This is a genomic window from Pseudomonas sp. TNT3 (assembly GCF_010095445.2).
Classification (GTDB): domain Bacteria; phylum Pseudomonadota; class Gammaproteobacteria; order Pseudomonadales; family Pseudomonadaceae; genus Aquipseudomonas.
Window position 1 is genome coordinate 164,995 of record NZ_WFGV02000002.1, and the last position, 24,396, is coordinate 189,390.

The window sequence follows — 24,396 nt, forward strand, 5'->3', positions numbered from 1 at the left end:
AATGAACAGACTCAAGCGCCTTATGGCCCCGATGCTGTGCGCCTCGGTGCTCAGCGGTGCCGTTCACGCTGAAGAGCGAACGTTGCGCGTCTACAACTGGTTCGACTACATCACCCCCAAGGCACTGGAAGACTTCAAGGCCCAGAACACGCAAACCAAGCTGGTCTACGACATCTTCGATACCAACGAAGCCCTGGAAGCCAAGTTGCTGACGGGCAACTCCGGCTATGACGTCGTGGTGCCTTCCAACGTGTTCCTGGCCAAGCAGATTGAAGCGGGGGTGTTCCAGCCGCTGGACCGAAGCAAACTGCCGAACTGGAATCACCTCGATCCCAAGCTGATGAAGCTGATCGAAGCCAACGACCCGGGCAACAAGTTCGCCGTGCCGTACATGTACGGCACTATCCTGATCGGCTTCAACCCGGACAAGATCAAAGCCGCGCTGGGTGATAACGCACCGGTCGACAGCTGGGACCTGATCTTCAAGGAAGAAAACATCAGCAAGCTCAAGCAGTGCGGCGTCGCCCTGCTCGATTCGCCGTCGGAGATCCTGCCGCTGGCCCTGCAGCATCTCGGTCTGGACCCCAACAGCAAGAAGCCGGCGGATTACGCCAAGGCTGAAGCGTTGCTGATGAAAATCCGTCCGTACATCACTTACTTCCACTCCTCCAAGTACATGGCCGACATCGCTAATGGAGACATCTGCGTCGCTGTCGGTTACTCCGGCAGCTTCTCCCAGGCCGCCAACCGCGCCAAGGAAGCCAAAAACGGTGTGACCGTCGACATGCGCCTGCCAAAAGAAGGCGCGCCGATCTGGTTCGACATGCTCGCCATTCCCAAAGGCGCGAAGAACACTGAGGATGCCTACACCTTCATCAACTACTTGCTGCAACCGCAAGTGATCGCGCCGGTCAGCGACTTCGTTGGCTACCCGAACCCTAACAAGGACGCTACGCAACTGGTCGACCCGGCTATTCGAAACAACCCGAACCTGTACCCGACCGACGCCGCCATGGAAACGCTTTACACCCTTCAACCGTTACCGCGCGATGCAGAACGTGCGCGGACTCGTGCCTGGACAAAGATCAAATCCGGGACCTGACAACCGCGAGAAACATCACCGAGGCAGCCATTGCCGCTGCCGCCTGAAAACCCGCGCGTATCCGCGGGTTTTTTTCGAGGGCGATAATTACTTACCACCTCCCGGATTCACACCCTCTTACCTTCGATGCCCTCGCCAGGATTGACACGTTCTTCCTGATACCAGCACCGAAGGAAACAACAATGACGAACAAAACCATCGATAGCCGCAGCGCCGACCCCCTGGTGGAAAAAAGCAATCTGATCAACCAGATCAGCCATGGCCCCACGCTCCATGAAGTCGCTTCGACCTTGCTGCGTCAAATGCTCAAAGAAAAATACTCCGACCTGGATATAGACCCCAACACAGCGCAAGTCGGCAGCCCACAGTGGCAAGTGATCAACGATGAAATAGAACGCGGGCCGATCACTTACGAAACGCTGAACCTCGCGCTTGTTCGGCACGCGCTCGGTGGAACAACCGCCGACTACCTCGAAGGAGAGCACTTTCTAACCGTCGAGCCGCAGGTTGATAACCCGGTCCAACTCTCGGTAGACATCGAGGAAATCGCCCAGATACTCAACGAGGCAGTCGCCCTGTTGTTCATCGAGTTCCAGGAGCGTCAGCTGGACTTCTGGAATGAGAAAGTGCACGAAATGCCACGCTGGCAGAAGCTTTCCGAATCTCTGCGAAAAGTACTGGATGTGAACCAGGCGAAGGGCTGGGATGCAGACGAATGCGCCATGGCACGGGAGATTTTTGTCGACCCGGACAGAGTCACGCGCAAAAACGTAAAGGCCGGCTTTTCGACTATTCAGGCCTGCCTGATCGATATCGACATCGTCGAAAATGGCACATCCAGGCACCTCCTGGTCGGCGGCGCACTTGTGATCAAGGCAACGTACCTCAAACGCCAGCTCATCACCCTGTACACGATCGACCGTGGCTATGAATCCTTCAGTTCTATGGACGCACTCGGAAGCTCTCTTCCTGAGCGGCTCGATCCGGTACCGAAAGGAAGCTCTCTGGAATGGCGATTGTTCGAGCCCGACGGCAACGTACTCGACCATATGGCCTGGGCCCTTGTGTCTTCGCAGATAGACAGCATTGACGCACTGAAAAATGCCGAGGCCTACGCAGAAGTGCCCGGTCCCGAAAAAGGACTGGATGCCCGTGAAAAATCTCGATACCAACAACTCGATGCCGCAATACCGGACTGGCTGCGCGATGCCCCGGCCAACGACATCGACGATTACCGGCGGTATGTCACCGCCTTGGGAAAACTGTATCGAAAACCCAAGTACAAGACCGCCAGAACCGAAATACCGCCCATCAACCAATACGCTCATAAAGCGATGTGCGACGCGATCATTGCCGATGAAGATGCAGCGGGTGCCGCGTCGTTGCCATGGGATGATTTACGCATCCACTACGTCAACAGCTTTACCGTTGATAATTTCACGCTGCCCAATCCGCACGATCAACACACTGAAACACTGGCCGAGTTCGCGCTTGAAAACGAAGCGCCCTACATGGCGACCCTTTCATTCAAAAACGGTGTGCAAGTTCCGGATTGGCTCACACCGGCATTTCTGACCCAGGTGGCGGCCAACATTGACGTCGGCAGTGCCTACCCCTCCTACCTCAAGAAAGTGCTGATCGACGACGCCACCACCTCCCAACGCCAGGCGAATTTTTATCGCGATCAATTACGCTGGTTGTTGCCGCTCAAGGCGCTGGAAGAAAAAATCCAACAAACAGGCGGAATCGACGAGCAAGGCTATAAAACCATCTGCACATGGATGGAGTCTGCCCCTGGCAATGCCAACCCCATCGCAGTCTCCCCCCTTACCCTGATGCCGAAACACCGTTTGATCAGCGCCAGCGACACCGTGACCAACATGTACATTATCAACCCTCGAAACGCTGCCAACGGTCCCTGCCTGCTCTACCGCCCCCTGCAGGATGTGCCGTTGATGCAGTTTCCTTCGCGGCAGAATTTAATTTATGCCCTGCACCAACCTGGTGAGCTACGCGACTCGATACTGGCGTGGCTGGCGAACAAGACGCTGAGCTTCGAATATTCCCAGTACGTTTTTCCGGTTGGACTGCCGTCTCCATGGCTGGTGGCTGAACAGCTGGTCAATCCACTCATGAGGGCCGACCAGTTCGGGCGGGTCGTCCTGGACACTCAAGCAATGACCGGGGACATCCACACCGCACTGTTCAGAAACAATGCGCAGGCACTAATCACTCTGGCAGATCGTCAGTCGCAATCGAATGCCGAGCGTCGCTGGACCCTGTTGAAAGACAGCAGTTGGGCCCTGTTCGGCGTTGCGAGCAACTTTCTTTGTGGCGCCCTCGGCACTGCTGTGTGGGCCTGGCAGGTTATCGAGCAAATTCAGCAGGCCTTGGATGCCCATGAAAAAGGCGACAACTTTAACGAATGGAAGTCCGAGGCAGACATCCTGCTATCCCTGGGTATTCTTCTTGCCCATCACGCCGTGATGCGACGCAAAGCGCTTTCCAGCAAGCCCGCCAATGCCCACAAGCCGCTTGAACTGAGCGTGTTGCCTGCTCCTGAGACCACCGCCATCACGTTGGACCCGGTTTCGCTCTCAGGCGAGATCCCCAAGGCACATGTGGCGTTGGTGGATGCTGCAGGATCAGTCCCCCGCCTTTCCCCATCGGAACTTGTCACCTATCTGGACGCCCTCGAAGTCAAGGAACCAGACCTGAATACCGAAGTGGCAAGTGAGGACACCGACAAGCCCAGTTATGTGCATGAGCTAGAGGGTAAAAACTACGCAAAAGTCGGCAAACGCTGGTTCAACGTCAGCGTCAGCGAGGATGACCAGGTACAGATTGTCGATCCCGAAACACCGACGAAACATGGTCCGTTGTTGGTCAGCGACCCTGAGGGTCGGTGGGTTATTGACCTGCGGTTGCGATTGAAAGGTGGCGGACCGAAGAATGCACTTAGAACGCTGAAGGAGGCGAATGCCCGTCGCAGAATCGAACTGAAAGAAGAAAGAGCGCGGTTTCAGCGCAAGAAGGCCAAGCCGGAGGATCCGGACGTAGAAGGCAGCGAAGAACAGAAACAAAACGACGTTGCCAAAGCTCAGGAAGCATTTATCGCAGCCACTGTCGCGGATCGTGGCCGGCTGGAAGCGGTTTACGTGGAAAAACTTGAAGCCATGATCAGTGCGTATCAACGGGCCCTGGAGCAGTCGAGGGAATGGCATGCGCTGGGTGGCGGTCCGAGCTACGTTTCGGAATCATTGCGTATGCACACTGAGCTGGAGAAGTACCTGTCGTTCTGGTTCCTGATGAAAAAAAATGAATATGCCCGGCTCACCCGTGATTGGCGATCTGACGCGGTGATAGAAGTACCGACACGCAACATCCATCTTGACCAGGTGCAGCAAGTGACAGACTTGAGCCAGGCAATGGCCGAAAAGCTGGTGCTATCACGCGAGGAGCGCGGCACCTTGGAGGCGCTTGGAATGCCCGGCATTGAACGTGCTACTCAACTGAACAAACTGGCGCCTTCTTTCACCGAATGGGAGATCAGGGCTAACGAGATCGGCATCTCTCAGGAATTGTGCCTTGAAGAGCAGGCCAGCGCGACGATGACGCAAGCGCGTGATGACGTTGGCAATCTGATTGTAAGGAGCGCAAAAGCCGCTCACCGGATCGCAAAGTTTCTGAAGAAAACACCTGACGACATCACTCCACAAAAACAGATTGAAGAACTGAGTCAGCTGATCGAAACCTTTGCCGATGTCGATCAACGCTTTCGGGAACTACCCGACACCTATCCAGGCCATTTCAACCAAGTCAGGATCGATCATTTGCTCGTTCTCATCGACGACTTCGCCAAAAATGCGCAGGAACTACGCTCGTCCCTGCTGGCAAAAATACAACCCTCCATACCGAAATCGTCTGCCGGACCTTCGAGAGCGCCTCACCCGAAGGCTAAGGTCAAAAAGACCCGACCGCGCCAACAGACCAGCACTGAAACCCCAACGACTGAGGACGCGCCTATTGGCTCCATTACACTGGATCCCCATTCTCGGCAGACCACCGTACAGAGCGATAGGGAAATTGTTTCCGAGGCACTCACCCTGTCTGACGACGCACCTTCCTTCATCGTACGCATGACAAAAGATGCCAGTCGACCTGCGCGAGTCCCTGCGGACATGCAGGACATCTTCGATCAACAAGCCAACAAACTTGAACAAGGCGCAAACAGCGTTGACCAGGTTCTGGCCCGTACGAAGGAGTTTCCGGTGTCCAGTCTGTCGCCACAATTACGTGCGGCAGCGATAAACATGCGCGAGTCCGGCAAAAGCGTCCGCGCCAACCTCTACAAGTTGCGTAAGCCTACCCAGAGCATATTCAGATGGATGCATGAGAACGCAATGGTCAAATTACAGCGGGACAAAGGCCGAACCCAAACGAAGCAACTGGGTGACTACTTTCAGGAGTACCGCATTCTCGACAGCAAAAATAATGATCGGGAACTGTGGCTGGCGCACTTCCACTACCCATCCCTGGAAAGCCCTGTGGACGCTCCAACCACCGCCCACCTGAAAATCTCGGAAACCTACTTGAAAACGCTGACCGAAGAGCAAAGAAAAATACTGATCACTGTCGAGCCCATTGATGGGGTATTTCGCAAGATCGATGAGCCAGATCTGCGCAAACTGTTTTTTGACCTGGAGCCCAAGGTCGAAGTCTGAAGCGGGCCACACATACGACTCGAAGCCGCGCTGAAACAGCAACTGAGCACTGTCGACACGCACAAAGAGACGCTTTCGATAGCGCTGGAAAGCTAATAAGGATGCCGCCAATTCAGCGGCTCATTGTCGCCAGCGCTTTTCCAGACGTCCAAGCGCTTCGATGATGTCGCTTTCACACACTGCGGCAAAACCCAGGACCAGCCCGGCACGCTGGTCCAAAGGTTTTTTCGAATCAGGCAACCAGTAACTGCTAAGGGCATTGATCTCGATGTCGACGCTGGCGGCTTTGTCGATCAGCTCCTGTTCACGGGCCAGAGTTTCGACCACCACCGTCAAATGCAGTCCTGCGGCTACGCTCGGGAGGCTGCCCACACCTGCAATGCCCGTTGGCCAGCCCGTCAGCAATGTGTTGCGCCGGCTCAATGCGGCACGGCGCATACGGCGGATGTGCCGCTGGAAATGTCCCGCAGCCATGAACTCGGCCATCACCGCTTGAGTGCTGACTTCGGAATGACGCACATCCACAGCTCGACGCTGGGAGAACGCTTCTACCAACCCGATCGGCAACACCAGGTAACCCAGCCTCAGCGCCGGAAACGCCACTTTGCCAAAGGTCCCGACATACAGCACCCGCGCCTGACGATCGAGCGCCGCCAACGGCGCTAGCGGTGCGCCGCTGTAGCGGTACTCGCCGTCATAGTCATCCTCGATGATCCAGCCGTCCGTACGCTCCGCCCACGCCAGTAACTCCAGGCGCCGAGCAAGGCTCATGATCACACCGGTCGGATACTGATGAGACGGGGTGACATACGCCAATCGGCAATCACTCAAACCGTTCAACTCTGCGCAATCAATACCCTCGTTATCCACGGACACCCCGTGCAGCTTCGCCCCGGCCACCGCGAACGCATGACCCGCAGCGCGATAGCCCGGATTCTCGATCGCCACCCCGTCGCCCGGCTCCACCAGCAGCTGTGCACAAAGGCTAATCGCCTGCTGTGCGCCACTGGTGATCACTATTTGCTCAGCTGAGCACTGCATGCCCCGCGAGCTGCGCAAATACGCGGCGATCAATCCGCGTAATCGTTGGTCGCCAGCTGGATCGCCATAACACAACTGCTGAAAATCCGGTTTTCGCCAGAAAGCCGCGTTGAGCTTGGCCCAGACCTCGAAGGGAAACAGATCGAACGCCGGAACACCGACCCTGAAAGCCCTCGGTGGACCACTGGGAGGCTTGGCTAAATGGTTCTTTTCAACCCGTTCCAAAGCCCCTCTGTGGATAACTTTACTGGATGAAATCACAGGTAAATCCAGCCAATTTGTGGATAAGGCTGTGGGTAACCCTGTTGAAAACCCTGTGGATAGTTTTGTGGATAGTTTTTTTGCCGGGAGGCTCGATTGGGGTAGCTGAGCGACATAAGTCCCGTCACCCACACGTCCTTCGATAAAGCCCTCGGCATACAGCTGATCGTAAGCCCGCACCACGCTGTTGCGCGATATCGAGAGTGCCGCAGCCAGGTCACGGCTAGCCGGTAAACGCGTACCGCTGGCCAACCGGCCATCCAGCACCCGAGCTCGCAAGGCTTGATAGAGCTGACGGCTTAACCCTTGTCGGCGATCGAGTTCGATACCCGCAGGATTGAAGGACAGGGAAAGCGGCACGTCTGTCATGGCAATGGACCTATGAAATTGGTCGGTAATGGCTCTTACAACAGACCAATAGCCTGCCTAGGATGCAGGCATTCGCCAAGGGAAATTTCCATGTATACGCCACGCGCTTTTACCATCGACGAGTTGTCCCAACTGCATGAACTGATGCTCGCCAGCCGTCTCGCCATTTTGGTGACCCACAGTGAAAGTGGCCTGCAAGCCAGTCATGTACCGGTTCTGCTGCATTGCGATCAAGGCTCGAATGGCACGTTGTACGGACATTTGGCCAAAGCCAATCCACAGTGGAAAGACCTGCGCGACGGCGCCGAAGCCCTGCTGATTTTTTCCGGCCCCGACGCCTACGTCAGCCCTGGCTTCTACCCGAGCAAGGCCGAACACGGCAAAGTTGTACCAACCTGGAACTACGTTGCGGTTCACGCCTACGGGCGAGCCGAGACCTTCAGCGATGGCGGGCGGCTGCTAGACATCGTCAGTACCCTCACCGACCGTCATGAAGCTGGCCGCTCCAAGCCGTGGTCAGTCGCCGATGCCCCCGCCGATTACATCGACGGCATGCTCAAGGCCATCGTCGGTTTCGCCATTCCCATCGACCGTCTCGAAGGCAAACGCAAACTCAGCCAGAACCGCAGCCCCGCCGATATCGCGGGCGTGCGCGAAGGCCTGGCCGCCAGCCCTGACGTCAATGACCAGACCCTCGCTCAATTAATGCGTTAAGGAAACCCCATGAGTCAGATCGACATCCGCCAGGTCACCGCCGACGATCACGCCGCCTGGCTGCCGTTGTGGCAAGCCTACCTGCGCTTTTACAACACCGAGCTGCCGGAAGCGGTTACACAGAGCACCTGGCAACGCATGCTCGACCCAAGCGAGCCGACCCACTCGGCGCTGGCGTGGGCCGATGGCAAGGCCATCGGCATGGTGAACTTCATCTACCATCGCTCTAACTGGAGCATCGAAAACTCCTGTTACTTGCAGGACCTGCTGGTAGTGCCCGAAACCCGCGGCACCGGCGTTGGTCGGCAACTGATTGAATTCGTCTACGCCACTGCCAAACAGGACGGCTGCTGCAAAGTCCATTGGCTGACCCACGAGACCAACGCCACCGCGATCCAGCTCTACGAGCGCATCGCCGAACGCCCTGGTTTCATCCAGTTTCGCAAAGCAATCTAAGGTTCAAGGAGAACAGCATGTCGACTTCACTCGCAGACTGGAAAGGCGCTCCAGCCCCCACCACCACACTGATCGAAGGGCGTTTTATCCGCCTGGAAAAACTCGACCCAGCGCGACATGGCGACGATTTGTTCAACGCCTTGCAAGGCCCTGGCGCCGATCCCAAGCTCTGGGATTATCTGCCCTATGGCCCTTTCCCGGAGCGCAACGTGTTCAACGATTGGTTGAACAATCACGCAGCCAATAGCGACCCGTATTTTTTCTGTGTGATCGACCGTGCAAGCGGTGAGGTGCAGGGCATTCTGAGCCTGATGTCGATCGTTCCCGCACAGGGCCGCATCGAGATCGGCCACGTGACTTTCGGTGCGCCGATGCAGCGTTCACCGAAAAGTACCGAGGCCGTTTACCTGCTGGCGAAAGAGTCCTTTGCCCTGGGTTATCGGCGCCTGGAGTGGAAGTGCAACAACGGCAACGCTCGCTCCAAATACGCCGCCGAACGTCTGGGGTTCAGCTTTGAAGGCGTGTTCCGTCAGCACATGGTGGTCAAAGGGCAGAACCGGGACACGGCCTGGTACTCGATTCTGGATTCGGAATGGCCGGCAATCGGGGCAGGGTTCGAGCGCTGGCTTTCGGATGAAAACCAGACGGCTTCGGGGCAATTGAAAACGCTGGCCGAGTGCCGGGGCTAATGCCTTAAAAATCTGAAGATCGCAGCCCGCGATACATCATCCCAATGTAGGAGCTGCCGAAGGCTGCGATCTCTTGATCTTCGACCTCAACTGAAGTCACGTCTAATCCGCCCGCTTTATGAATGCATTCAAAATGCAGCGTCGTGCATTTCTACAGACATCATTCTGTAAAAACTCCCCGCTATAAACGACCGCCTCGCTTATAACAAAAGGCCGTCCAGCATGCCCTCCTCGCCCCAGCGCCTGGCCCTGATGATCGCTGTGTTGATCAGCACCAGCGCCGTACACGCCAAGAACGTGCAGATCGACACCGCGACCACCACCGCTCAAACCCTGGGTGGCAGCGATACCCTGACCCTTTCGGCCCCCGGCAGCATCACCAACAGCGGCAAGACGGTGAGCCTGAAGGACAGTACCAATGGCGTCGGTGTGGTGATCGACAACTCGGGGCAGATCATTTCCACCGGTGGACGGGCGATCGACAGCAGCGGCGATCTGACCAAGGCGCGCAACTACAGCATCTACAACCGCAGCGGCGGGCAAATGCTCGGTTTCAATGACGCATTGCGCATCGACAGCAACTTCGCCAGCGGCACTGTGCTGATCGACAACAGCGGCACCATTCGCTCCAAGACCGGCCAGGGTCTGGACCTCGATGCCTTGCGCAGTGCGGGTGTCCAGACAACCATCATCAACCGCGCAGGCGGGCTGATTCGTGGCGATGCCAGCGACGGCATGAAGACCGGTACCAATGCGACGATCACTAACTACGGCGAGATTTCCACCGGCGATTCGCACAATGCCGACGAGAAATTCGACGGCATTGACATCGACACGGCCACCGGTGTGAGCGTGACCAACTACGGCAGCCTTTCAGGTGGCCGTCACGGCATCACGACTGACCTTGGCGCGACGCTGGTCAACTATGGGGATATCACTGGCCGCAACGGTTCGGGTTTCGGTTCTGACGGCGACGGCACGGTGATCAACCACGGCACGATCACCGGCGCTTACTCGGGCCTGCAACCCAACGGTGACGGTGACGGCGTGGACATCGACAACATCGCCCACATCGAGAACTACGGCACCATTCAGGGCGTCGGCGCAGGGGGTGTGGACAAAGGGGGTTTCGCCAATGGCAGCGAGGGCATTGCCTTAGGCGGTGGCTATGTATTGAACGCCAAAGGTGCTCTGATCAGCGGCGCCAACAGTGCGATATTGGTGGACGACGGCAGCGGCGGTTCGGGTCAGGCAGCGACGACGCTGGAAAACTTCGGCACGATCCAGGGTCTCGATGGATTTGGTGTGAAGTTCGTCGGCGAATTCGATGACAACGTGATCAACGGCGGCACGATCAGCGCCAGCAACGGCCTGGCGCTGGACCTGGGCGGCGGCAACGACAGCCTGACGTTGCACAACGGCAGTCGCTTCATTGGCGTCGTGGATGGCGGTACCGGTTACGACCGTGTGGTGATGGACGACGTGGCGGGTGGAAGCTTCGGCGACAGTCGCCACTTTGAGTGGCTGGAGGTCAAGCAAGGTGCCTGGACCCTGACCGGCAACGGCGATTTCAGCGACGGCGGCGCGGTCCGTAGCGGTGCCACCTTGATCAATCAGGGTGGCATCGCCGGCAACCTGTCCGTGGACTCGGACGGCGTATATGCCGGCGGTGGGTCGGTGGGCAGTTTGCGGGTCGACGGAACCCTGCTGACCAACACCCAGCTCGGCACCGCGACCATCACCCATGACCTGACGATGAGCAGCGGCGCTACCCTGGCCTATGGCGTGAATGCCGATGGCAGCAGCGCACCGGTGCAGGTCGGCGGCACCGCAAACTTGAATGGCGCAACCCTGGCGATTAATCCGAGCAGCGGCACCTACCCGTGGCAAAGCCATTACACGGTGGTGCAGGCCTCCAACATCAACGGCACCTTCGCCAAGGTCACCAGTGACTACGCGTTCCTGACGCCGACGCTTGCCTACACTCCGACCCAGGTCGATCTGACTTACACGCGCAACGATGTGGCCTTCAACGAATTCGCCGTCACTGCCAACGGCAACCGCGCGGCCAACAGCCTGGCTTCGATCGGAAAAAACAACACGCTCTACAACGCCTTGCTTAACACCACCAGCACCACGGCCGGCAACGCGATCGAACAATTGGCGGGCACCAGCAACGCCGACCTGACCAGCGCGACGCTGGGTGCCAGCAGCCAGATCAGCGCCAGCATGCTCAGTGCGATGCAACAAATGGGCGGCGGCTCGGCTTTGATGGCGGGTCTGGAACAACGCAACGCACCAGTGCTCGCGGCCACGGGCGTTCCTGCCGAAGCCCGTAACCTCAATGATCCGAACGCTCGCGGCCGTCTCTGGCTGCAGGCCATCGGTGGCTACGGCAAGCTCGATGGCGAACACGGCAGCAGCGGCCTGGAACAACGCACCAAAGGCAGCGTGCTGGGCGCCGACTGGGCACTCACTCCGCAATGGCGGCTTGGTGTACTGGGTGGCTACTCGAAGACAGAGCTGGATGCCACGGGTTTCGATGGCAACGTCGAAAGCTGGCACGCCGGGGTGTACGCCTTGCATCAGAACGGCCCGCTCTCCTTGCGACTTGGCGCGGCGTACAGCGGCCATCAGGGTGAAAGCAAACGCACTGTCGCTTTCAGCGGCTTCAGCGACCGGCCAAAAGGCGATTACGACGCCGACAGCCAGCAAGCCTTTGCCGAGCTGGGTTACGCGATGGGCAGCGGCCGCCTCAGTGCAGAGCCGTTCGCCAGCCTGGGGTATCAGCGTTATCACCGCGACAGCTACACCGAAAAAGGTGGCTCGGCGGCGCTTCAAGTCGATCAACAAACCCAAGACAATTTCAGCAGCACCTTCGGTGTGCGCCTGGCCCACCTCAATACCCTGGAAAACGGCATGAGCCTCACGCCGCGCATGACCGCTGGCTGGAAGCACACCTATGGTGATGTCAGCAACTCGACCCGACAGGCATTTGTGGTCGGCGGTACAGGCTTCAGCGTCGACGGCAGTTCGCTGGATCGTGACAGTCTGGTGCTGGAGGCCGGTCTGGATCTGGGCATTTCAGCGCGTCATTCTGTAGGGGTTGGTTACAGCGGGGAGATTGGCAGCAACAGCAGGAATCATGGGTTGATCGGACAGTGGCAGATGGCGTTCTGACCGACATCACAGGCAAAAAAAAGGGGAGCACATGCCCCCCCGAGGTTTAAAGCGTTAGGTCGAGGCTGTTAAATCAGCCTTCGATCTCGATCAGTATTTCACCCGGATTCACCCGGTCGCCCTTGGCCACGTGGATGGCGGTGACTTTGCCGGCGATGGCGGCCTGAACTTCGGTCTCCATCTTCATCGCTTCGGTGATCAGCACAGCCTGGCCGGCTTTCACGGTGTCGCCTTCCTTGACCAGCACGTCGACAATGTTGCCCGGCATGGTGGTGCTGACGTGGCCCGGTGCAGTGGCTTGCTTGCGCTTGCTGCTGCCGCCGCTGACGAACTCGTTGAGCGGCTCGAACACCACTTCTTCCGGCATGCCGTCGATGGACAGGTAGAAGTGACGCTTGCCTTCAGCCTTGACGCCGACACCGGTGATGTCGACGCGGTAGGTTTCACCGTGAACGTCGATGACGAACTCGGTCGGTACACCTTCACCACCGGCCGAGGTCACGCCGCCCGCTTCGGGAATCGGCAGCAGCACTTCTGGCGTCAGGGTGCCGGCAGCGCGTTCTTCGAGGAACTTGCGACCGATGTCCGGGAACATGGCGTAGGTCAGCACGTCTTCTTCAGACTTGGCCACGGCGCCGATTTCGGCACGCAGCTTGGTCATTTCCGGCTTCAGCAAATCCGCAGGACGAACGTCGATCACTTCTTCGCTGCCGATGGCCTGGCGACGCAGTTTCTCGTTCACGGTGCCCGGCGCTTTGCCGTAGCCGCCTTGCAGGTAGAGCTTCACTTCGTTGGTGATGGTCTTGTAGCGCTCACCGGCCAACACGTTGAAGAACGCCTGGGTACCGACGATCTGCGAGGTCGGGGTCACCAGCGGCGGGAAGCCGAGGTCTTCACGAACTCGCGGGATTTCGGCCAGCACTTCGCTCATGCGGTTCAGAGCGCCCTGCTCTTTCAACTGGTTGGCCAGGTTGGAAATCATCCCGCCCGGTACCTGGTTGACTTGAACGCGGGTGTCGACTGCGGTGAACTCGCTTTCGAACTGGTGGTACTTCTTGCGCACCGCGTAGAAGTACAGACCGATCTCTTGCAGCAGCTCCAGGTTCAGGCCGGTATCGAATTCGGTGCCTTTAAGGGCCGCGACCATTGATTCGGTGCCTGGGTGGCTGGTGCCGGATGCGAAGCTGGAGATCGCGGTGTCGATGTGATCGGCGCCGTTTTCGATAGCCTTGAGTTGGCACATGGTGGCCAGGCCAGCGGTATCGTGCGAGTGGATGAAGACTGGCAGCGACTGCTCGGATTTCAACGCCCGGACCAGTTCGCCCGTAGCGTACGGAGTCAGCAGACCGGCCATGTCCTTGATCGCCACCGAGTCGCAGCCCATGGCTTCCATCTGCTTGGCTTGCGCCACGAAAGCATCGATGGTGTGCACCGGGCTGGTGGTGTAAGCGATGGTGCCCTGGGCGTGTTTGCCGGCGGCTTTCACGGCCTCGATGGCCGTGCGCAGGTTACGCACGTCGTTCATGGCGTCGAAGATGCGGAACACGTCGATGCCATTGACCGCGGCCTTGGCAACGAAGGCTTTGACCACATCGTCGCTGTAGTGACGGTAGCCCAGCAGGTTCTGGCCACGCAGCAGCATTTGCAGGCGAGTGTTAGGCAGTGCCGCGCGCAGTTGGCGCAGGCGCTCCCACGGGTCTTCTTTAAGGAAGCGCACGCAGGCGTCGAACGTTGCGCCGCCCCAGCATTCCAGCGACCAGTAGCCGACTTTGTCGAGCTTGTCGCAGATCGGCAGCATGTCTTCGGTGCGCATGCGGGTGGCGAGCAGCGATTGGTGGGCGTCGCGCAGGATGGTGTCGGTTACATGAATCTTCTTGGACATTGTTTTATTCCTCACAGGCCTGCGTGGGCGGCGATGGCAGCAGCGATGGCCAGGGCCAGCTCTTCGGGTTTGCGCTTGATCGAGTAGTTGGTCAGTTCAGGGTGGCTTTCAACGAAGCTGGTATTGAACTGGCCGCTACGGAATTCCGGGTTACGCAGGATTTCCTGGTAGTACGCGGCGGTGGTCTTGACCCCTTGCAGACGCATGTCGTCGAGGGCGCGCAAGCCACGGTCCATCGCTTCTTCCCAGGTCAGCGCCCAGACCACCAGTTTCAGGCACATGGAGTCATAGAACGGCGGAATGGTGTAGCCGGTGTAGATCGCCGTATCGGTGCGCACGCCCGGACCGCCGGGGGCGTAGTAGCGGGTGATCTTGCCGAAGCTCGGCAAGAAATTGTTCTTCGGGTCTTCGGCGTTGATCCGGAATTGCAGCGCGAAACCGCGGTGCTGGATGTCTTCCTGTTTCACCGAAAGCGGCAGGCCGGACGCGATGCGGATCTGCTCACGCACGATGTCGATGCCGGTGATTTCCTCGGTGATGGTGTGTTCCACCTGCACCCGGGTGTTCATCTCCATGAAGTAGACCTCGCCCTCGGCGAGCAGGAACTCCACGGTGCCGGCGTTCTCGTAACCCACGGCCTTGGCCGCACGCACCGACAGGTCGCCAATGTAGGCGCGTTGTTCCGGGGTCAGTTGCGGGCTTGGGGCGATTTCGATCAGCTTCTGGTTACGGCGCTGGATCGAGCAGTCACGCTCGAACAGGTGAACCACGTTGCCAAAGCTGTCGCCAAGGATCTGCGCTTCGATGTGCTTTGGATTGACGATGCATTTTTCCAGGAACACTTCCGCCGAACCGAACGCCTTGGTCGCTTCGGAAATCACGCGCGGGAAAGCCTGTTCGAGTTCTTCACGGCTGTCGCAGCGACGAATACCACGACCACCACCACCGGACGTCGCCTTAAGCATCACCGGATAACCGATACGGTCACCTTCGATCAAGGCTTCGGCAATGTCGGCAACGTTGCCTTCGGTACCCGGGGTGACGGGCACGCCTGCCTTGATCATGCTGCGACGGGCTTCAGTCTTGTCGCCCATGCGGCGAATCACTTCAGCCGAAGGACCGATGAACTTGATGCCGCGCTCTGCGCAGATATCGGCCAGCTCGGCGTTTTCCGAGAGGAAGCCATAGCCGGGATGCAGTGCATCGCAGCCGGTTTCCACGGCCAGATTCACCAGCTTGCGCGCATTCAAGTAACCGGCCAGTGGCTCGGCACCAATGCTGTGGGCCTCATCCGCACGCTTAACATGCAACGCATGGCGGTCGGCGTCGGAATAGATCGCAACCGAGCGAATGCCCATTTCGGCGCAGGCACGCACGATTCGTACGGCAATCTCACCACGGTTGGCGATCAGGATCTTTTTTATCACTTGGAGGTTCCCTTGAGCCGGTGGTACCCACGACCTGCTAGACCAGGTCGACGCGTGACCAAATGTTTCAATTTGGTCGCGACCCCACACTAGCGCTCACAAGGGATTAACAAAAATGAATAATAATTGGGTTAGCCATAAGTAAAGACTTATAGTCGTAGCATCAGCCTGCGGCGGGAGCGTTCAGATAATGCGTAAGTCATTGATGCGTATGACATTGCGTCAATTGCAGATCTTCAACGAGGTCTGTGATTTGAGGTCCTACAGCCGCGCGGCGGAGGAAATGTCTCTCACACAACCGGCCGTCAGCCTACAGATCCGGCAGCTTGAAGAGCTGATCGGGCAGCCCTTATTCGATTATGTCGGCAAAAAACTCTACATGACGGAGGCCGCAGAAGCACTCCAGCGTGCCAGTCGGGACATTTTTGGGCGACTGGAAAACCTCGACATGCAGCTCTCGGACATGCAGGGATCGCTGCAAGGTCAGCTGAAGCTGGCCGTTGAATCCAGCGCCAAGTATTTCGTGCCGCACCTGTTTGCCGCGTTCAAGCGTCAGCACCCGGAAGTGAACCTGCAACTGACGGTGGTCAATCGCGGGCAAGTCATCCGGCGCCTCTCCGACAACCGTGACGATCTGGTGATCATGTCGATGGTGCCGCAGGACATGGGCCTGGAATTCCTGCCGTTTCTGAACAACCCGATCGTGGCCGTGGCGCCGCCGGATCACCCGCTGTGTCACATGGGCCCGCTGCGCTTGCAAGATCTGGAGCCATACACCCTCCTGCTGCGCGAACCCGGCTCAGGTACGCGGATGGCGTGTGAAGAATATTTCAAAGAGAAACGCGTGCACTTCAACCAGACGCAGGAAGTCTCGTCAGCCGAAGCTCAGCGCGAATGTGTGCTGGCGGGTCTGGGCGTGGCGTTGTTGACGCGCCACGCCCTGAACCTTGAGTTGGCGACGGGTGGATTGATCGAGCTGCCCGTCGAGGAGCTGCCGCTGTACCGCAGCTGGTGCCTGGTGCAAGCCAAGGCGAAAAGGCTGTCACCGGTGGCGCACGCGTTCCTTGCGTTTGTTCGCAGCGAGCGAGTGCAGATTAGCGCGCTGGTTGAGCGTTTCGCCGCGAAGCTGCCGGTGATGCCTGCCAGTAGTTGAGTTCCAGATCGTCAGGAATATCACCGATCTCAGCCAGAAGCTGGCGACGTTCGCAGCGATCTTCGATAGCGCGGCGGAACACCATGCGGCGCTGATCTTCTTGCTGACGGCGGGTTTTGACGGCGCTGTTGCGTTCTTCGTAGGGCTGGGCCATTTCGAGTCTCCCAAGGCGATTACGGGAGCTTCAAGATAGGCGCGGGGGATGACGGTTTGGCGGCGGGAGGGTTACAGGGAGATGAAATTGTCGTCGCTCCCGTGGCGAGGGAGCTTGCTCCCGCTCGGCTGCGCAGCAGTCGCCGAACCTTAAACGCGATCCAACCGACATACCGCGGAGAATGTTTCTTTGGGCCGCTTCGCAGCCCAGCGGGAGTAAACTCCCTCGCCACAGGGGCCGTGTCGGCTGGGAATCAATCGTCCAGGGCTTTGACCGACTTGGGCGACAACCGCAAGCTGCGCAGGCTGCGTTTGACGCTCTTGAGGTGGTTCACCAGGCTAGGCCCTCTAGCCATTGCCACGCCCATCGCCAACACGTCGATCACCACAAGGTGGGCGATGCGCGACGTCAGCGGTGTATAAATCTCGGTGTCTTCATGCACATCGATCGCCAGATTAACGGTCGACAATTCAGCCAACGGTGTCTGGCTCGGACACAAGGTGATCAACGAGGCACCGCTTTCGCGCACCAGGTTCGCGGTGATCAACAGGTCTTTCGAGCGGCCGGACTGGGATATGCAAATCGCCACGTCCGTCGGCTTCAACGTCACCGCCGACATCGCCTGCATATGTGGGTCGGAATAGGCCGCGGCCGTCAGCAGCAAGCGGAAGAACTTATGCTGGGCATCCGCCGCCACCGCGCCGGAAGCACCAAACCCGTAGAACTCGACGCGCTGCGCCTGGGACATGAGCGTCACGGCGCGCTGCAACTCCACCGGGTCCAGGCGCTCGCGAACTTCCATCAGCGTATGCAGGGTGGTGTCGAAAATTTTCAGGCTGTAGTCGGCGACTGAATCATCTTCATGAATCGCGAACTGGCCAAAACTCGCGCCAGCCGCGAGGCTTTGCGCAAGCTTGAGCTTCAAATCCTGAAATCCGGAGCAACCGATGGCGCGGCAGAACCGCACGATGGTCGGCTCACTGATACCCACGCTGTGGGCCAGGTCGGCCATGGAACTGTGCATCACTGCCGCAGGGTCAAGCAGCACGTGGTCGGCGACCTTGAGCTCCGACTTGCGTAAGAGGTGGCGAGACTGGGCGATGTGTTGCAGCAGATTCAAAGGGCTGGACTCTTTGTTATTGGCAGGGGCCGGGGATGTAGCGCGCTTGTAGTTATACTACATGAATCGGCTTTTTGCCTGCCCAATGCGTAACCTGATCCCTCGATTTCAGGCGAGCTCGCTCCATGTAGCGCTCATTCCGGCGGCCGGTCGCCTCAACGGAATGTCGATTGAAAGAATTACGTCAGCAACTCAGTTACGTTCTGCGGGCCTCTAGTCTTTTTAATTAAATCACCCAATCACGGGCTTATTAATTTTACAAACTTACAAATGAAGTCAACTGACCACTGTAACTACTGTGTTTAAGTCGATATATTTATCTGGCAGGACGCACATTAACTAAATGACAGGAGTTATATAACATGACCATTAAAACAACCGGCTGGACCGCACAAATTGACCGCAGGCCAGGCACTCAGTCTTTTCGCACCTTTGGCACTGTAACCGTTGCCAACAGCGGCATTACGCCGAAACTGGTGTTCATGCCACTGCAAGACAAATCCTTTAATCTGCGCCTCGAACTGGTATTGGAAAAAGCTGATGGCATGTCGCTACAAGCATTAACCGACAAGTATGTTGAATATAAAACGCTCGGCAACTCCAATGTCACCGGCGTGAGCATTTTCTTTGAAGGCAAACTACTGCAGCATGTCAATATCGAATTGATAAACCCTTAATACGTTTTCATGCATCAACGCTTCCTGTCAGAGGGCTAACGCCTCTGACGGGAAGTTATTTCAGCATTGCCAGATCCTGATTGCGCAACAACACCGCCAACCCTTCTGCCTCTATCGGTTTGCTGATCAGATACCCCTGCACCTCATCGCAACGCTGCACCTTGAGAAAATCCAGCTGCTCCTGCCGCTCGACGCCCTCCGCCACTACCTTCAACGACAAACCATGGGCCATGGCAATGATCGCTCGGGTGATTTCTGCATCCGCACTACCCTCACTCAGGCCGCGGATAAACGCCTGATCGATTTTTACGTAATCGACAGGAATGCGTTTCAGGTAGCTCAGGGATGAATACCCCGTACCGAAATCATCGATAGCCAGTTTTACCCCGAGGTCGCGCAGCTGCTGAAAGGTAGAAATGATGTGCTCGACGCTGTCGAGCAATTGGCTTTCCGTCAGCTCCAGTTCCAGGCAATGCGGTTCCAGGCCTGTTTCTTCCAGCACCTGGCGAACAAGACTGACGAGCTTTCCTTGGCGCAGTTGATGCACCGAAAGGTTGACCGACACCCGAATCGGTTCAAGCCCCTGACGTTGCCACTCACAAGCTTGCCAACATGCCTGACGCAACACGAACTCACCGATCGCGCCAATCAATCCGGTTTCTTCGGCAAGCCCGATGAACTCTGCAGGTGGCACGCGCCCCATGCTCGGGTGATCCCAGCGCACCAAGGCTTCGGCGGCATTCAGTCGACCGGAAGCCAGGCAAAGTTTGGGTTGGTAAAACACTTTGAGCTGCTTTTCTTCAACCGCTTTGCGCAGTTGGTTTTCGAGCTGCAAACGCTCCAGTGTGCTGGCCTGGAGACTTTCGGTGTAGAACTGGAAATTGTTCCCGCCCAAATGTTTTGCGTGCTGCATGGCAATGTTTGACTGACTCACAAGCGCAGAAATTTCCCGGGCATTGTCCGGAAACATGCTGATGCCCATGGACGCGCTGACCACCAGTTCATGACCCTCAACTGTTATCGGCAATCTCAACTTGGTCGACAACCGCGTCGCCACACGTGCCAGGCTCGACAAATTGCCATAAGCGTCGAATAGCACGGCAAACTCGTCGCCCGACAAGCGCGCGATGGTGTCCGCCTCGGGTAACGCATTGATCAGCCGGCGGGCCATTTTCTGCAGCAACTGATCGGCCACTTCATGGCCAAGGCTGTCGTTGAGCAACTTGAAGCGGTCCAGATTGATGTGCAGCAACGCCAGACTGCGCCCGCCCTGACGCACGCGCTGATGAGCCTCACGCAGACGTTCGCGGAACAGCGACCGGTTGGCCAGCCCTGTGAGCTCATCGTAATGGGTCAGGTAACGCATACGTTCTTCGGATTCTCGACGCGCCGAGAGATCAGCGAAGAAGCCGACGATATGGCTGACATGTCCCCGATCATCGCGCACCGCATTCAATTGCAGCCATTGCGGATACAGCTCGCCGTTCTTGCGGGTTTCAACCAGCTCACCCTGCCAACTGCCATGCTGCTCAAGTCCCTGACGAATGGCCGCGTAATGACGACGGGCATCCCGACTGCACGGCAACTCGACGACATTGCGTCCAAGCATGTCGTTGATGTCATAGCCGGTGACACGGCTGAACGCCTGATTGATCGCGATCAGGGTGTAATCAGGGTCGAAAATCACGATACCTTCACTGGCCGCTTCAAACACCGTCGCCGCCAATTGTCGCTGTGCTTCCTGACCTTTGCTGACACTGATGTCGCGGCGCGTGCCGACCATGCGCAACACCCGGCCACTTTCGCTGCGTTCAACGGCTCGCCCGCGATCCTCGATCCAGACCCAATGCCCATCGCCGTGACGCACGCGATACTCGATCTGATAATCCTCGCTACGGCCCTTCAAATGCTCCACCAGCGCTCGTTTCAACGATGGCAAGTCTTCGGGGTGCAAGCGCGGGTTCAGGTGACTGAGCAATGCCGTCACATACTCCGGAGCAATCCCGAACAGCTCCTCGAGTTGGGTGTGATGGACCTCATCGGTTTGCAGGTTCCAGTCCCACAACCCCAGCTCACTGGCCTTCAGGGCCAACGCAAGACGCGCTTCGCTTTTGCTGAGGGCCTGATTGGCGGCGTCCAGTTCAAGGCTGCGTTGCGCTACGCGGCTTTCCAGTTCGATCTGGATTTCCCGCAGCTCATCTTCTGCACGGCGCCTTTGCTCAATCTCCTTGGCCAGCGTTTGATTCAGCCGATCGCCAATGCTTTGCGCCTGCTGCAGATGTTCGATCAGTGCCTGGTTCTGGAAACGTCGCAACAAGCCGCGATCGATCAGCCGGTTGACCTGCCAGGCGACCACGCTCAGGGCGCCAAGTAAAATCAGCCCGAACCAGCCCCAACCCTGCTCTTGCTCGTCGCCCCCCCAGAACAGATAGGCGATGGCCGGCAACAGACAGGGCAAGGTAAAGGAGAGAAACGCCGGCAGGCTCACCGCATAAGCCACGCTGGCGGACAACGCGGCAGCGCCGATCAGGCCGAATACCCAGGCCTGCTGTATGAAGTTGTCCGCCGGTACGAGGGCAATGCCGGCGCCCGCCAGGGTGAGACCGGTGAGGCTCGAGCCAAGGAGAAACATGCGCCGCCAGACGGGATGAGCCTGACGATTGGGAATCGCCGAATCGAAGGCCGCGACCTGAATCACCCGCAACGCCACCAGCGACAGCAACCAGACAAGCCAGACACTGACCAGAAAATATCGTTGAGGACTCCAGAGCAGGCCGGCACAGACCAGGCCATTGATCAGCATGAACAGCGTGGGCAGCAGGGACCCCTGATAAAGCAGGCGCGTGCGCTCCACCGCCATTTCCATAGCGTACTGTTTACGGATAACCCGGGGCTCCACGGTGGGGCCCGACAGGTCGGAGCTGAGGGTCATAGGCAATGTTCTTGTTCTTATAATGATGAGCATGGGCCCGAAACGTCGAGGGAGCATACACAAGCGAGTGCCCGGACCAAACTGCTTCGGATCATGAAGAATCCGAAATCCATCCCCCGATTCGTCTCTGGAAAGTCCCCGAGCGAGCCCCGCCAGCGCTTGCAGCCAGTGACCGACCGGTCGTCATTCGTGCCTCTTTCATCGGTAAATGCAAAGCTCGGTTTGCCCGGTGTGACGGCGCACCCTAGAATGCCCCGATGCGCGATGATCTCTCCCTTCTGCTGAACTCCCTCAACGATGCCCAACGCCAGGCCGTAGCTGCCTCCGTGGGTCGTCAGTTGGTCCTGGCCGGTGCTGGTTCCGGTAAAACCCGAGTGCTGGTGCACCGTATCGCCTGGTTGATCCAGGTCGAAAACGCCTCGCCTCACTCGATCCTGTCGGTGACCTTCACCAACAAGGCCGCTGCCGAGATGCGCCATCGCATCGAGCAACTGATGGGGCTCAACCCGGCCGGCATGTGGGTGGGCACTTTCCACGGGCTGGCGCACCGCTTGCTGCGGGCGCACTGGCAGGAAGCCGGCCTGAGCCAGACCTTCCAGATTCTCGACAGCGACGACCAGCAACGGCTGGTCAAGCGGGTGATCCGCGAGCTCGGCCTGGATGAACAACGCTGGCCCGCTCGCCAGGCCCAGTGGTTCATCAACGGCCAGAAAGACGAAGGGCTGCGTCCACAACATATCCAAGCCAGCGGCGATCTGTTCCTGGCGACCATGCGCAGCATTTATGAAGCCTATGAGGCCGCGTGCTTGCGCGCAGGCGTCATCGACTTCTCCGAATTGCTGTTGCGCGCCCTCGACCTGTGGCGCGATCACCCAGGGCTGCTCGCGCATTATCAGAAGCGCTTCCGGCACATTCTGGTGGACGAATTCCAGGACACCAACGCCGTGCAATACGCCTGGTTGCGCCTACTGGCCAAAGGCGGCGACAGCCTGATGGTGGTTGGTGACGACGATCAGTCGATCTATGGCTGGCGCGGGGCGAAAATCGAAAATATCTATCAATACTCCGATGATTTCCCGGATGCGCAAACCATTCGTCTGGAGCAGAACTACCGCTCCACCGCCGGCATCCTCAAGGCAGCCAATGCCCTGATTGCCAACAACACCGGGCGCATGGGCAAAGAATTGTGGACCGATGGCGGCGAAGGCGAAGCGATCAACCTTTACGCCGCGTTCAACGAACACGATGAAGCTCGCTACGTTGTCGAAACTATCGAAAGCGCGCTGAAAACGGGCTTGGCTCGCAGTGATATCGCGATTCTGTACCGCTCCAACGCCCAGTCGCGCGTTTTGGAAGAAGCCTTGCTCCGCGAGCGCATTCCCTATCGGATTTACGGCGGGCAGCGCTTCTTCGAGCGGGCAGAAATCAAAAACGCCATGGCTTACCTGCGTTTGCTGGAAGGTCGGGGCAACGATGCTGCCCTGGAGCGGGTGATCAACGTTCCGGCCCGTGGCATCGGCGAAAAAACCGTCGAAGCGATTCGTGACCATGCGCGCCACAGCGATGTGTCGATGTGGGAAGCCATGCGTCTGCTGGTGGCCAACAAAGGCCTGACCGGTCGGGCTGCGGGTGCCTTGGGGGCGTTTATCGAACTGATCGAGAATCTCGCCGCCAAGTGCATGGAAATGCCTCTGCACTTGATGACTCAGACCGTCATCGAGCAATCCGGGCTGATCGCTTATCACGAAGCCGAAAAAGGTGAGAAAGGCCAGGCCCGGGTAGAAAACCTTGAGGAACTGGTCAGCGCGGCTCGCAACTTCGAGAACGCTGAAGAAGACGAGGACCTGTCGCCACTGGCGGCGTTCCTCGGCCACGCATCGCTGGAGGCAGGTGATACTCAGGCCGACGAGCATGAAGACAGCATTCAGTTGATGACGCTGCACAGCGCCAAAGGGCTGGAGTTTCCTTATGTGTTCCTGGTGGGCATGGAGGAGGGTCTGTTCCCGCATAAGATGAGCCTGGAAGAACCCGGTCGTCTTGAGGAGGAGCGTCGTCTGGCCTATGTCGGTATTACCCGGGCGATGCAGAATCTGGTGATGACCTATGCCGAAACGCGGCGCCTGTATGGCAGCGAGACCTACAACAAGGTGTCGCGTTTCGTGCGCGAAGTGCCCAAAGGCCTGATTCAGGAAGTGCGGTTGTCCAATAGCGTCAGCCGTCCTTTCGGTGGAGGCCAGCAGCAGAGCTCCAGCAGCCTGTTTGGCGGTAGCGAGATTCCGGATACCGGATTCAGTCTTGGCCAGGCAGTGCGGCATTCGGTATTTGGGGAGGGTGTGATCCTGAACTTCGAAGGTGCCGGCGCTCAGGCTCGCGTCCAGGTGAATTTCAGCGAAGGCAGTAAATGGCTGATGCTGGGTTATGCGAAGCTGGAAGCGATCTAACCCGAACGTGATTCCATATGGGAGCAATGCTTGCTCGCGAAGAACGATAACGCGGTCTCTTGATAGACCGTGCT

The 24,396-nt window shown here is 58.1% G+C and carries 15 protein-coding genes; 9 read left to right on the forward strand and 6 right to left on the reverse strand.

Annotated features, from left to right (window positions below; genetic code table 11):
- The first annotated feature begins 1 nt into the window (after nucleotide 1).
- Nucleotides 2-1,102 carry a polyamine ABC transporter substrate-binding protein gene (locus GBC55_RS02330; protein ID WP_162436599.1) on the forward strand — a complete coding sequence of 367 codons (1,101 nt, stop codon included), beginning with the start codon at nucleotides 2-4 and terminating at the stop codon, nucleotides 1,100-1,102.
- 182 nt (nucleotides 1,103-1,284) lie between these two features.
- A complete protein-coding gene (locus GBC55_RS02335; protein WP_162436598.1) occupies nucleotides 1,285-5,826 on the forward strand; it encodes a DUF6543 domain-containing protein in 4,542 nt (1,513 codons plus the stop codon).
- Between the two features lie 120 nt (nucleotides 5,827-5,946).
- On the opposite strand, the gene GBC55_RS02340 is transcribed toward GBC55_RS02335, so the two are convergent.
- Nucleotides 5,947-7,497 (reverse strand): PLP-dependent aminotransferase family protein, encoded by a 1,551-nt coding sequence (locus tag GBC55_RS02340; protein WP_162436597.1) that lies wholly within the window; start codon nucleotides 7,495-7,497, stop codon nucleotides 5,947-5,949.
- Nucleotides 7,498-7,587: 90 nt separating this feature from the next.
- Here GBC55_RS02340 and GBC55_RS02345 point away from each other — a divergent pair, with 90 nt between their 5' ends.
- The 4 genes from GBC55_RS02345 to GBC55_RS02360 all read left to right on the forward strand — a co-directional run bounded on the left by GBC55_RS02345 (nucleotide 7,588) and on the right by GBC55_RS02360 (nucleotide 12,536).
- Nucleotides 7,588-8,211 carry an FMN-binding negative transcriptional regulator gene (locus tag GBC55_RS02345; RefSeq protein ID WP_162436596.1) on the forward strand — a complete coding sequence of 208 codons (624 nt, stop codon included), beginning with the start codon at nucleotides 7,588-7,590 and terminating at the stop codon, nucleotides 8,209-8,211.
- Between the two features lie 9 nt (nucleotides 8,212-8,220).
- Nucleotides 8,221-8,667, forward strand: a complete 447-nt coding sequence (locus tag GBC55_RS02350; RefSeq protein ID WP_162436595.1) for a GNAT family N-acetyltransferase — start codon at nucleotides 8,221-8,223, stop codon at nucleotides 8,665-8,667.
- 17 nt (nucleotides 8,668-8,684) lie between these two features.
- Complete coding sequence (locus tag GBC55_RS02355; RefSeq protein WP_162436594.1) at nucleotides 8,685-9,356, forward strand: GNAT family protein; 672 nt, start codon at nucleotides 8,685-8,687, stop codon at nucleotides 9,354-9,356.
- 222 nt (nucleotides 9,357-9,578) lie between these two features.
- Nucleotides 9,579-12,536 (forward strand): autotransporter outer membrane beta-barrel domain-containing protein, encoded by a 2,958-nt coding sequence (locus tag GBC55_RS02360; protein ID WP_162436593.1) that lies wholly within the window; start codon nucleotides 9,579-9,581, stop codon nucleotides 12,534-12,536.
- Between the two features lie 73 nt (nucleotides 12,537-12,609).
- On the opposite strand, the gene oadA is transcribed toward GBC55_RS02360, so the two are convergent.
- Both oadA and GBC55_RS02370 read right to left on the reverse strand, forming a co-directional pair.
- Nucleotides 12,610-14,418, reverse strand: coding sequence for a sodium-extruding oxaloacetate decarboxylase subunit alpha (gene oadA / locus GBC55_RS02365; protein WP_162436592.1), 1,809 nt, complete (start codon nucleotides 14,416-14,418; stop codon nucleotides 12,610-12,612).
- Nucleotides 14,419-14,429: 11 nt separating this feature from the next.
- The gene (locus GBC55_RS02370; protein ID WP_008156643.1) at nucleotides 14,430-15,845 is read right to left on the reverse strand and encodes an acetyl-CoA carboxylase biotin carboxylase subunit; all 1,416 of its coding nucleotides are present in this window, start codon (nucleotides 15,843-15,845) and stop codon (nucleotides 14,430-14,432) included.
- 205 nt (nucleotides 15,846-16,050) lie between these two features.
- Between GBC55_RS02370 and GBC55_RS02375 the strand changes: the two genes are divergently transcribed.
- On the forward strand, nucleotides 16,051-16,998 hold the full coding sequence (locus GBC55_RS02375; RefSeq protein WP_178114279.1) for a LysR family transcriptional regulator: 948 nt from the start codon (nucleotides 16,051-16,053) through the stop codon (nucleotides 16,996-16,998).
- Here the strand turns inward: GBC55_RS02375 and GBC55_RS02380 are convergent.
- Together GBC55_RS02380 and hexR are read right to left on the reverse strand one after the other, a co-directional pair.
- Complete coding sequence (locus tag GBC55_RS02380; protein WP_162436590.1) at nucleotides 16,940-17,152, reverse strand: hypothetical protein; 213 nt, start codon at nucleotides 17,150-17,152, stop codon at nucleotides 16,940-16,942. The genes GBC55_RS02375 and GBC55_RS02380 overlap by 59 nt on opposite strands.
- A 253-nt stretch (nucleotides 17,153-17,405) precedes the next feature.
- Nucleotides 17,406-18,272 (reverse strand): transcriptional regulator HexR, encoded by an 867-nt coding sequence (gene hexR, locus GBC55_RS02385; protein WP_028620399.1) that lies wholly within the window; start codon nucleotides 18,270-18,272, stop codon nucleotides 17,406-17,408.
- A 362-nt stretch (nucleotides 18,273-18,634) separates the two neighbouring features.
- Between hexR and GBC55_RS02390 the strand changes: the two genes are divergently transcribed.
- Nucleotides 18,635-18,949, forward strand: a complete 315-nt coding sequence (locus GBC55_RS02390; protein ID WP_162436589.1) for a hypothetical protein — start codon at nucleotides 18,635-18,637, stop codon at nucleotides 18,947-18,949.
- Nucleotides 18,950-19,004: 55 nt separating this feature from the next.
- Here GBC55_RS02390 and GBC55_RS02395 read toward each other — a convergent pair whose 3' ends face one another.
- The gene (locus GBC55_RS02395; protein ID WP_162436588.1) at nucleotides 19,005-21,881 is read right to left on the reverse strand and encodes an EAL domain-containing protein; all 2,877 of its coding nucleotides are present in this window, start codon (nucleotides 21,879-21,881) and stop codon (nucleotides 19,005-19,007) included.
- Nucleotides 21,882-22,138: 257 nt separating this feature from the next.
- Here GBC55_RS02395 and uvrD point away from each other — a divergent pair, with 257 nt between their 5' ends.
- Nucleotides 22,139-24,322 (forward strand): DNA helicase II, encoded by a 2,184-nt coding sequence (gene uvrD / locus GBC55_RS02400; RefSeq protein WP_162436587.1) that lies wholly within the window; start codon nucleotides 22,139-22,141, stop codon nucleotides 24,320-24,322.
- The last annotated feature ends 74 nt before the right edge of the window (nucleotides 24,323-24,396 follow it).

Bases quoted from the DNA above. Each gene is read 5' to 3' on its own strand.
- GBC55_RS02330 (WP_162436599.1), top strand. From the start codon at position 2: ATGAACAGACTCAAGCGCCTTATGGCCCCGATGCTGTGCGCCTCGGTG.
- GBC55_RS02335 (WP_162436598.1), top strand. From the start codon at position 1,285: ATGACGAACAAAACCATCGATAGCCGCAGCGCCGACCCCCTGGTGGAA.
- GBC55_RS02340 (WP_162436597.1), bottom strand. From the start codon at position 7,497: ATGACAGACGTGCCGCTTTCCCTGTCCTTCAATCCTGCGGGTATCGAA.
- GBC55_RS02345 (WP_162436596.1), top strand. From the start codon at position 7,588: ATGTATACGCCACGCGCTTTTACCATCGACGAGTTGTCCCAACTGCAT.
- GBC55_RS02350 (WP_162436595.1), top strand. From the start codon at position 8,221: ATGAGTCAGATCGACATCCGCCAGGTCACCGCCGACGATCACGCCGCC.
- GBC55_RS02355 (WP_162436594.1), top strand. From the start codon at position 8,685: ATGTCGACTTCACTCGCAGACTGGAAAGGCGCTCCAGCCCCCACCACC.
- GBC55_RS02360 (WP_162436593.1), top strand. From the start codon at position 9,579: ATGCCCTCCTCGCCCCAGCGCCTGGCCCTGATGATCGCTGTGTTGATC.
- oadA (WP_162436592.1), bottom strand. From the start codon at position 14,418: ATGTCCAAGAAGATTCATGTAACCGACACCATCCTGCGCGACGCCCAC.
- GBC55_RS02375 (WP_178114279.1), top strand. From the start codon at position 16,051: ATGCGTATGACATTGCGTCAATTGCAGATCTTCAACGAGGTCTGTGAT.
- GBC55_RS02380 (WP_162436590.1), bottom strand. From the start codon at position 17,152: ATGGCCCAGCCCTACGAAGAACGCAACAGCGCCGTCAAAACCCGCCGT.
- GBC55_RS02390 (WP_162436589.1), top strand. From the start codon at position 18,635: ATGACCATTAAAACAACCGGCTGGACCGCACAAATTGACCGCAGGCCA.
- GBC55_RS02395 (WP_162436588.1), bottom strand. From the start codon at position 21,881: ATGACCCTCAGCTCCGACCTGTCGGGCCCCACCGTGGAGCCCCGGGTT.
- uvrD (WP_162436587.1), top strand. From the start codon at position 22,139: ATGCGCGATGATCTCTCCCTTCTGCTGAACTCCCTCAACGATGCCCAA.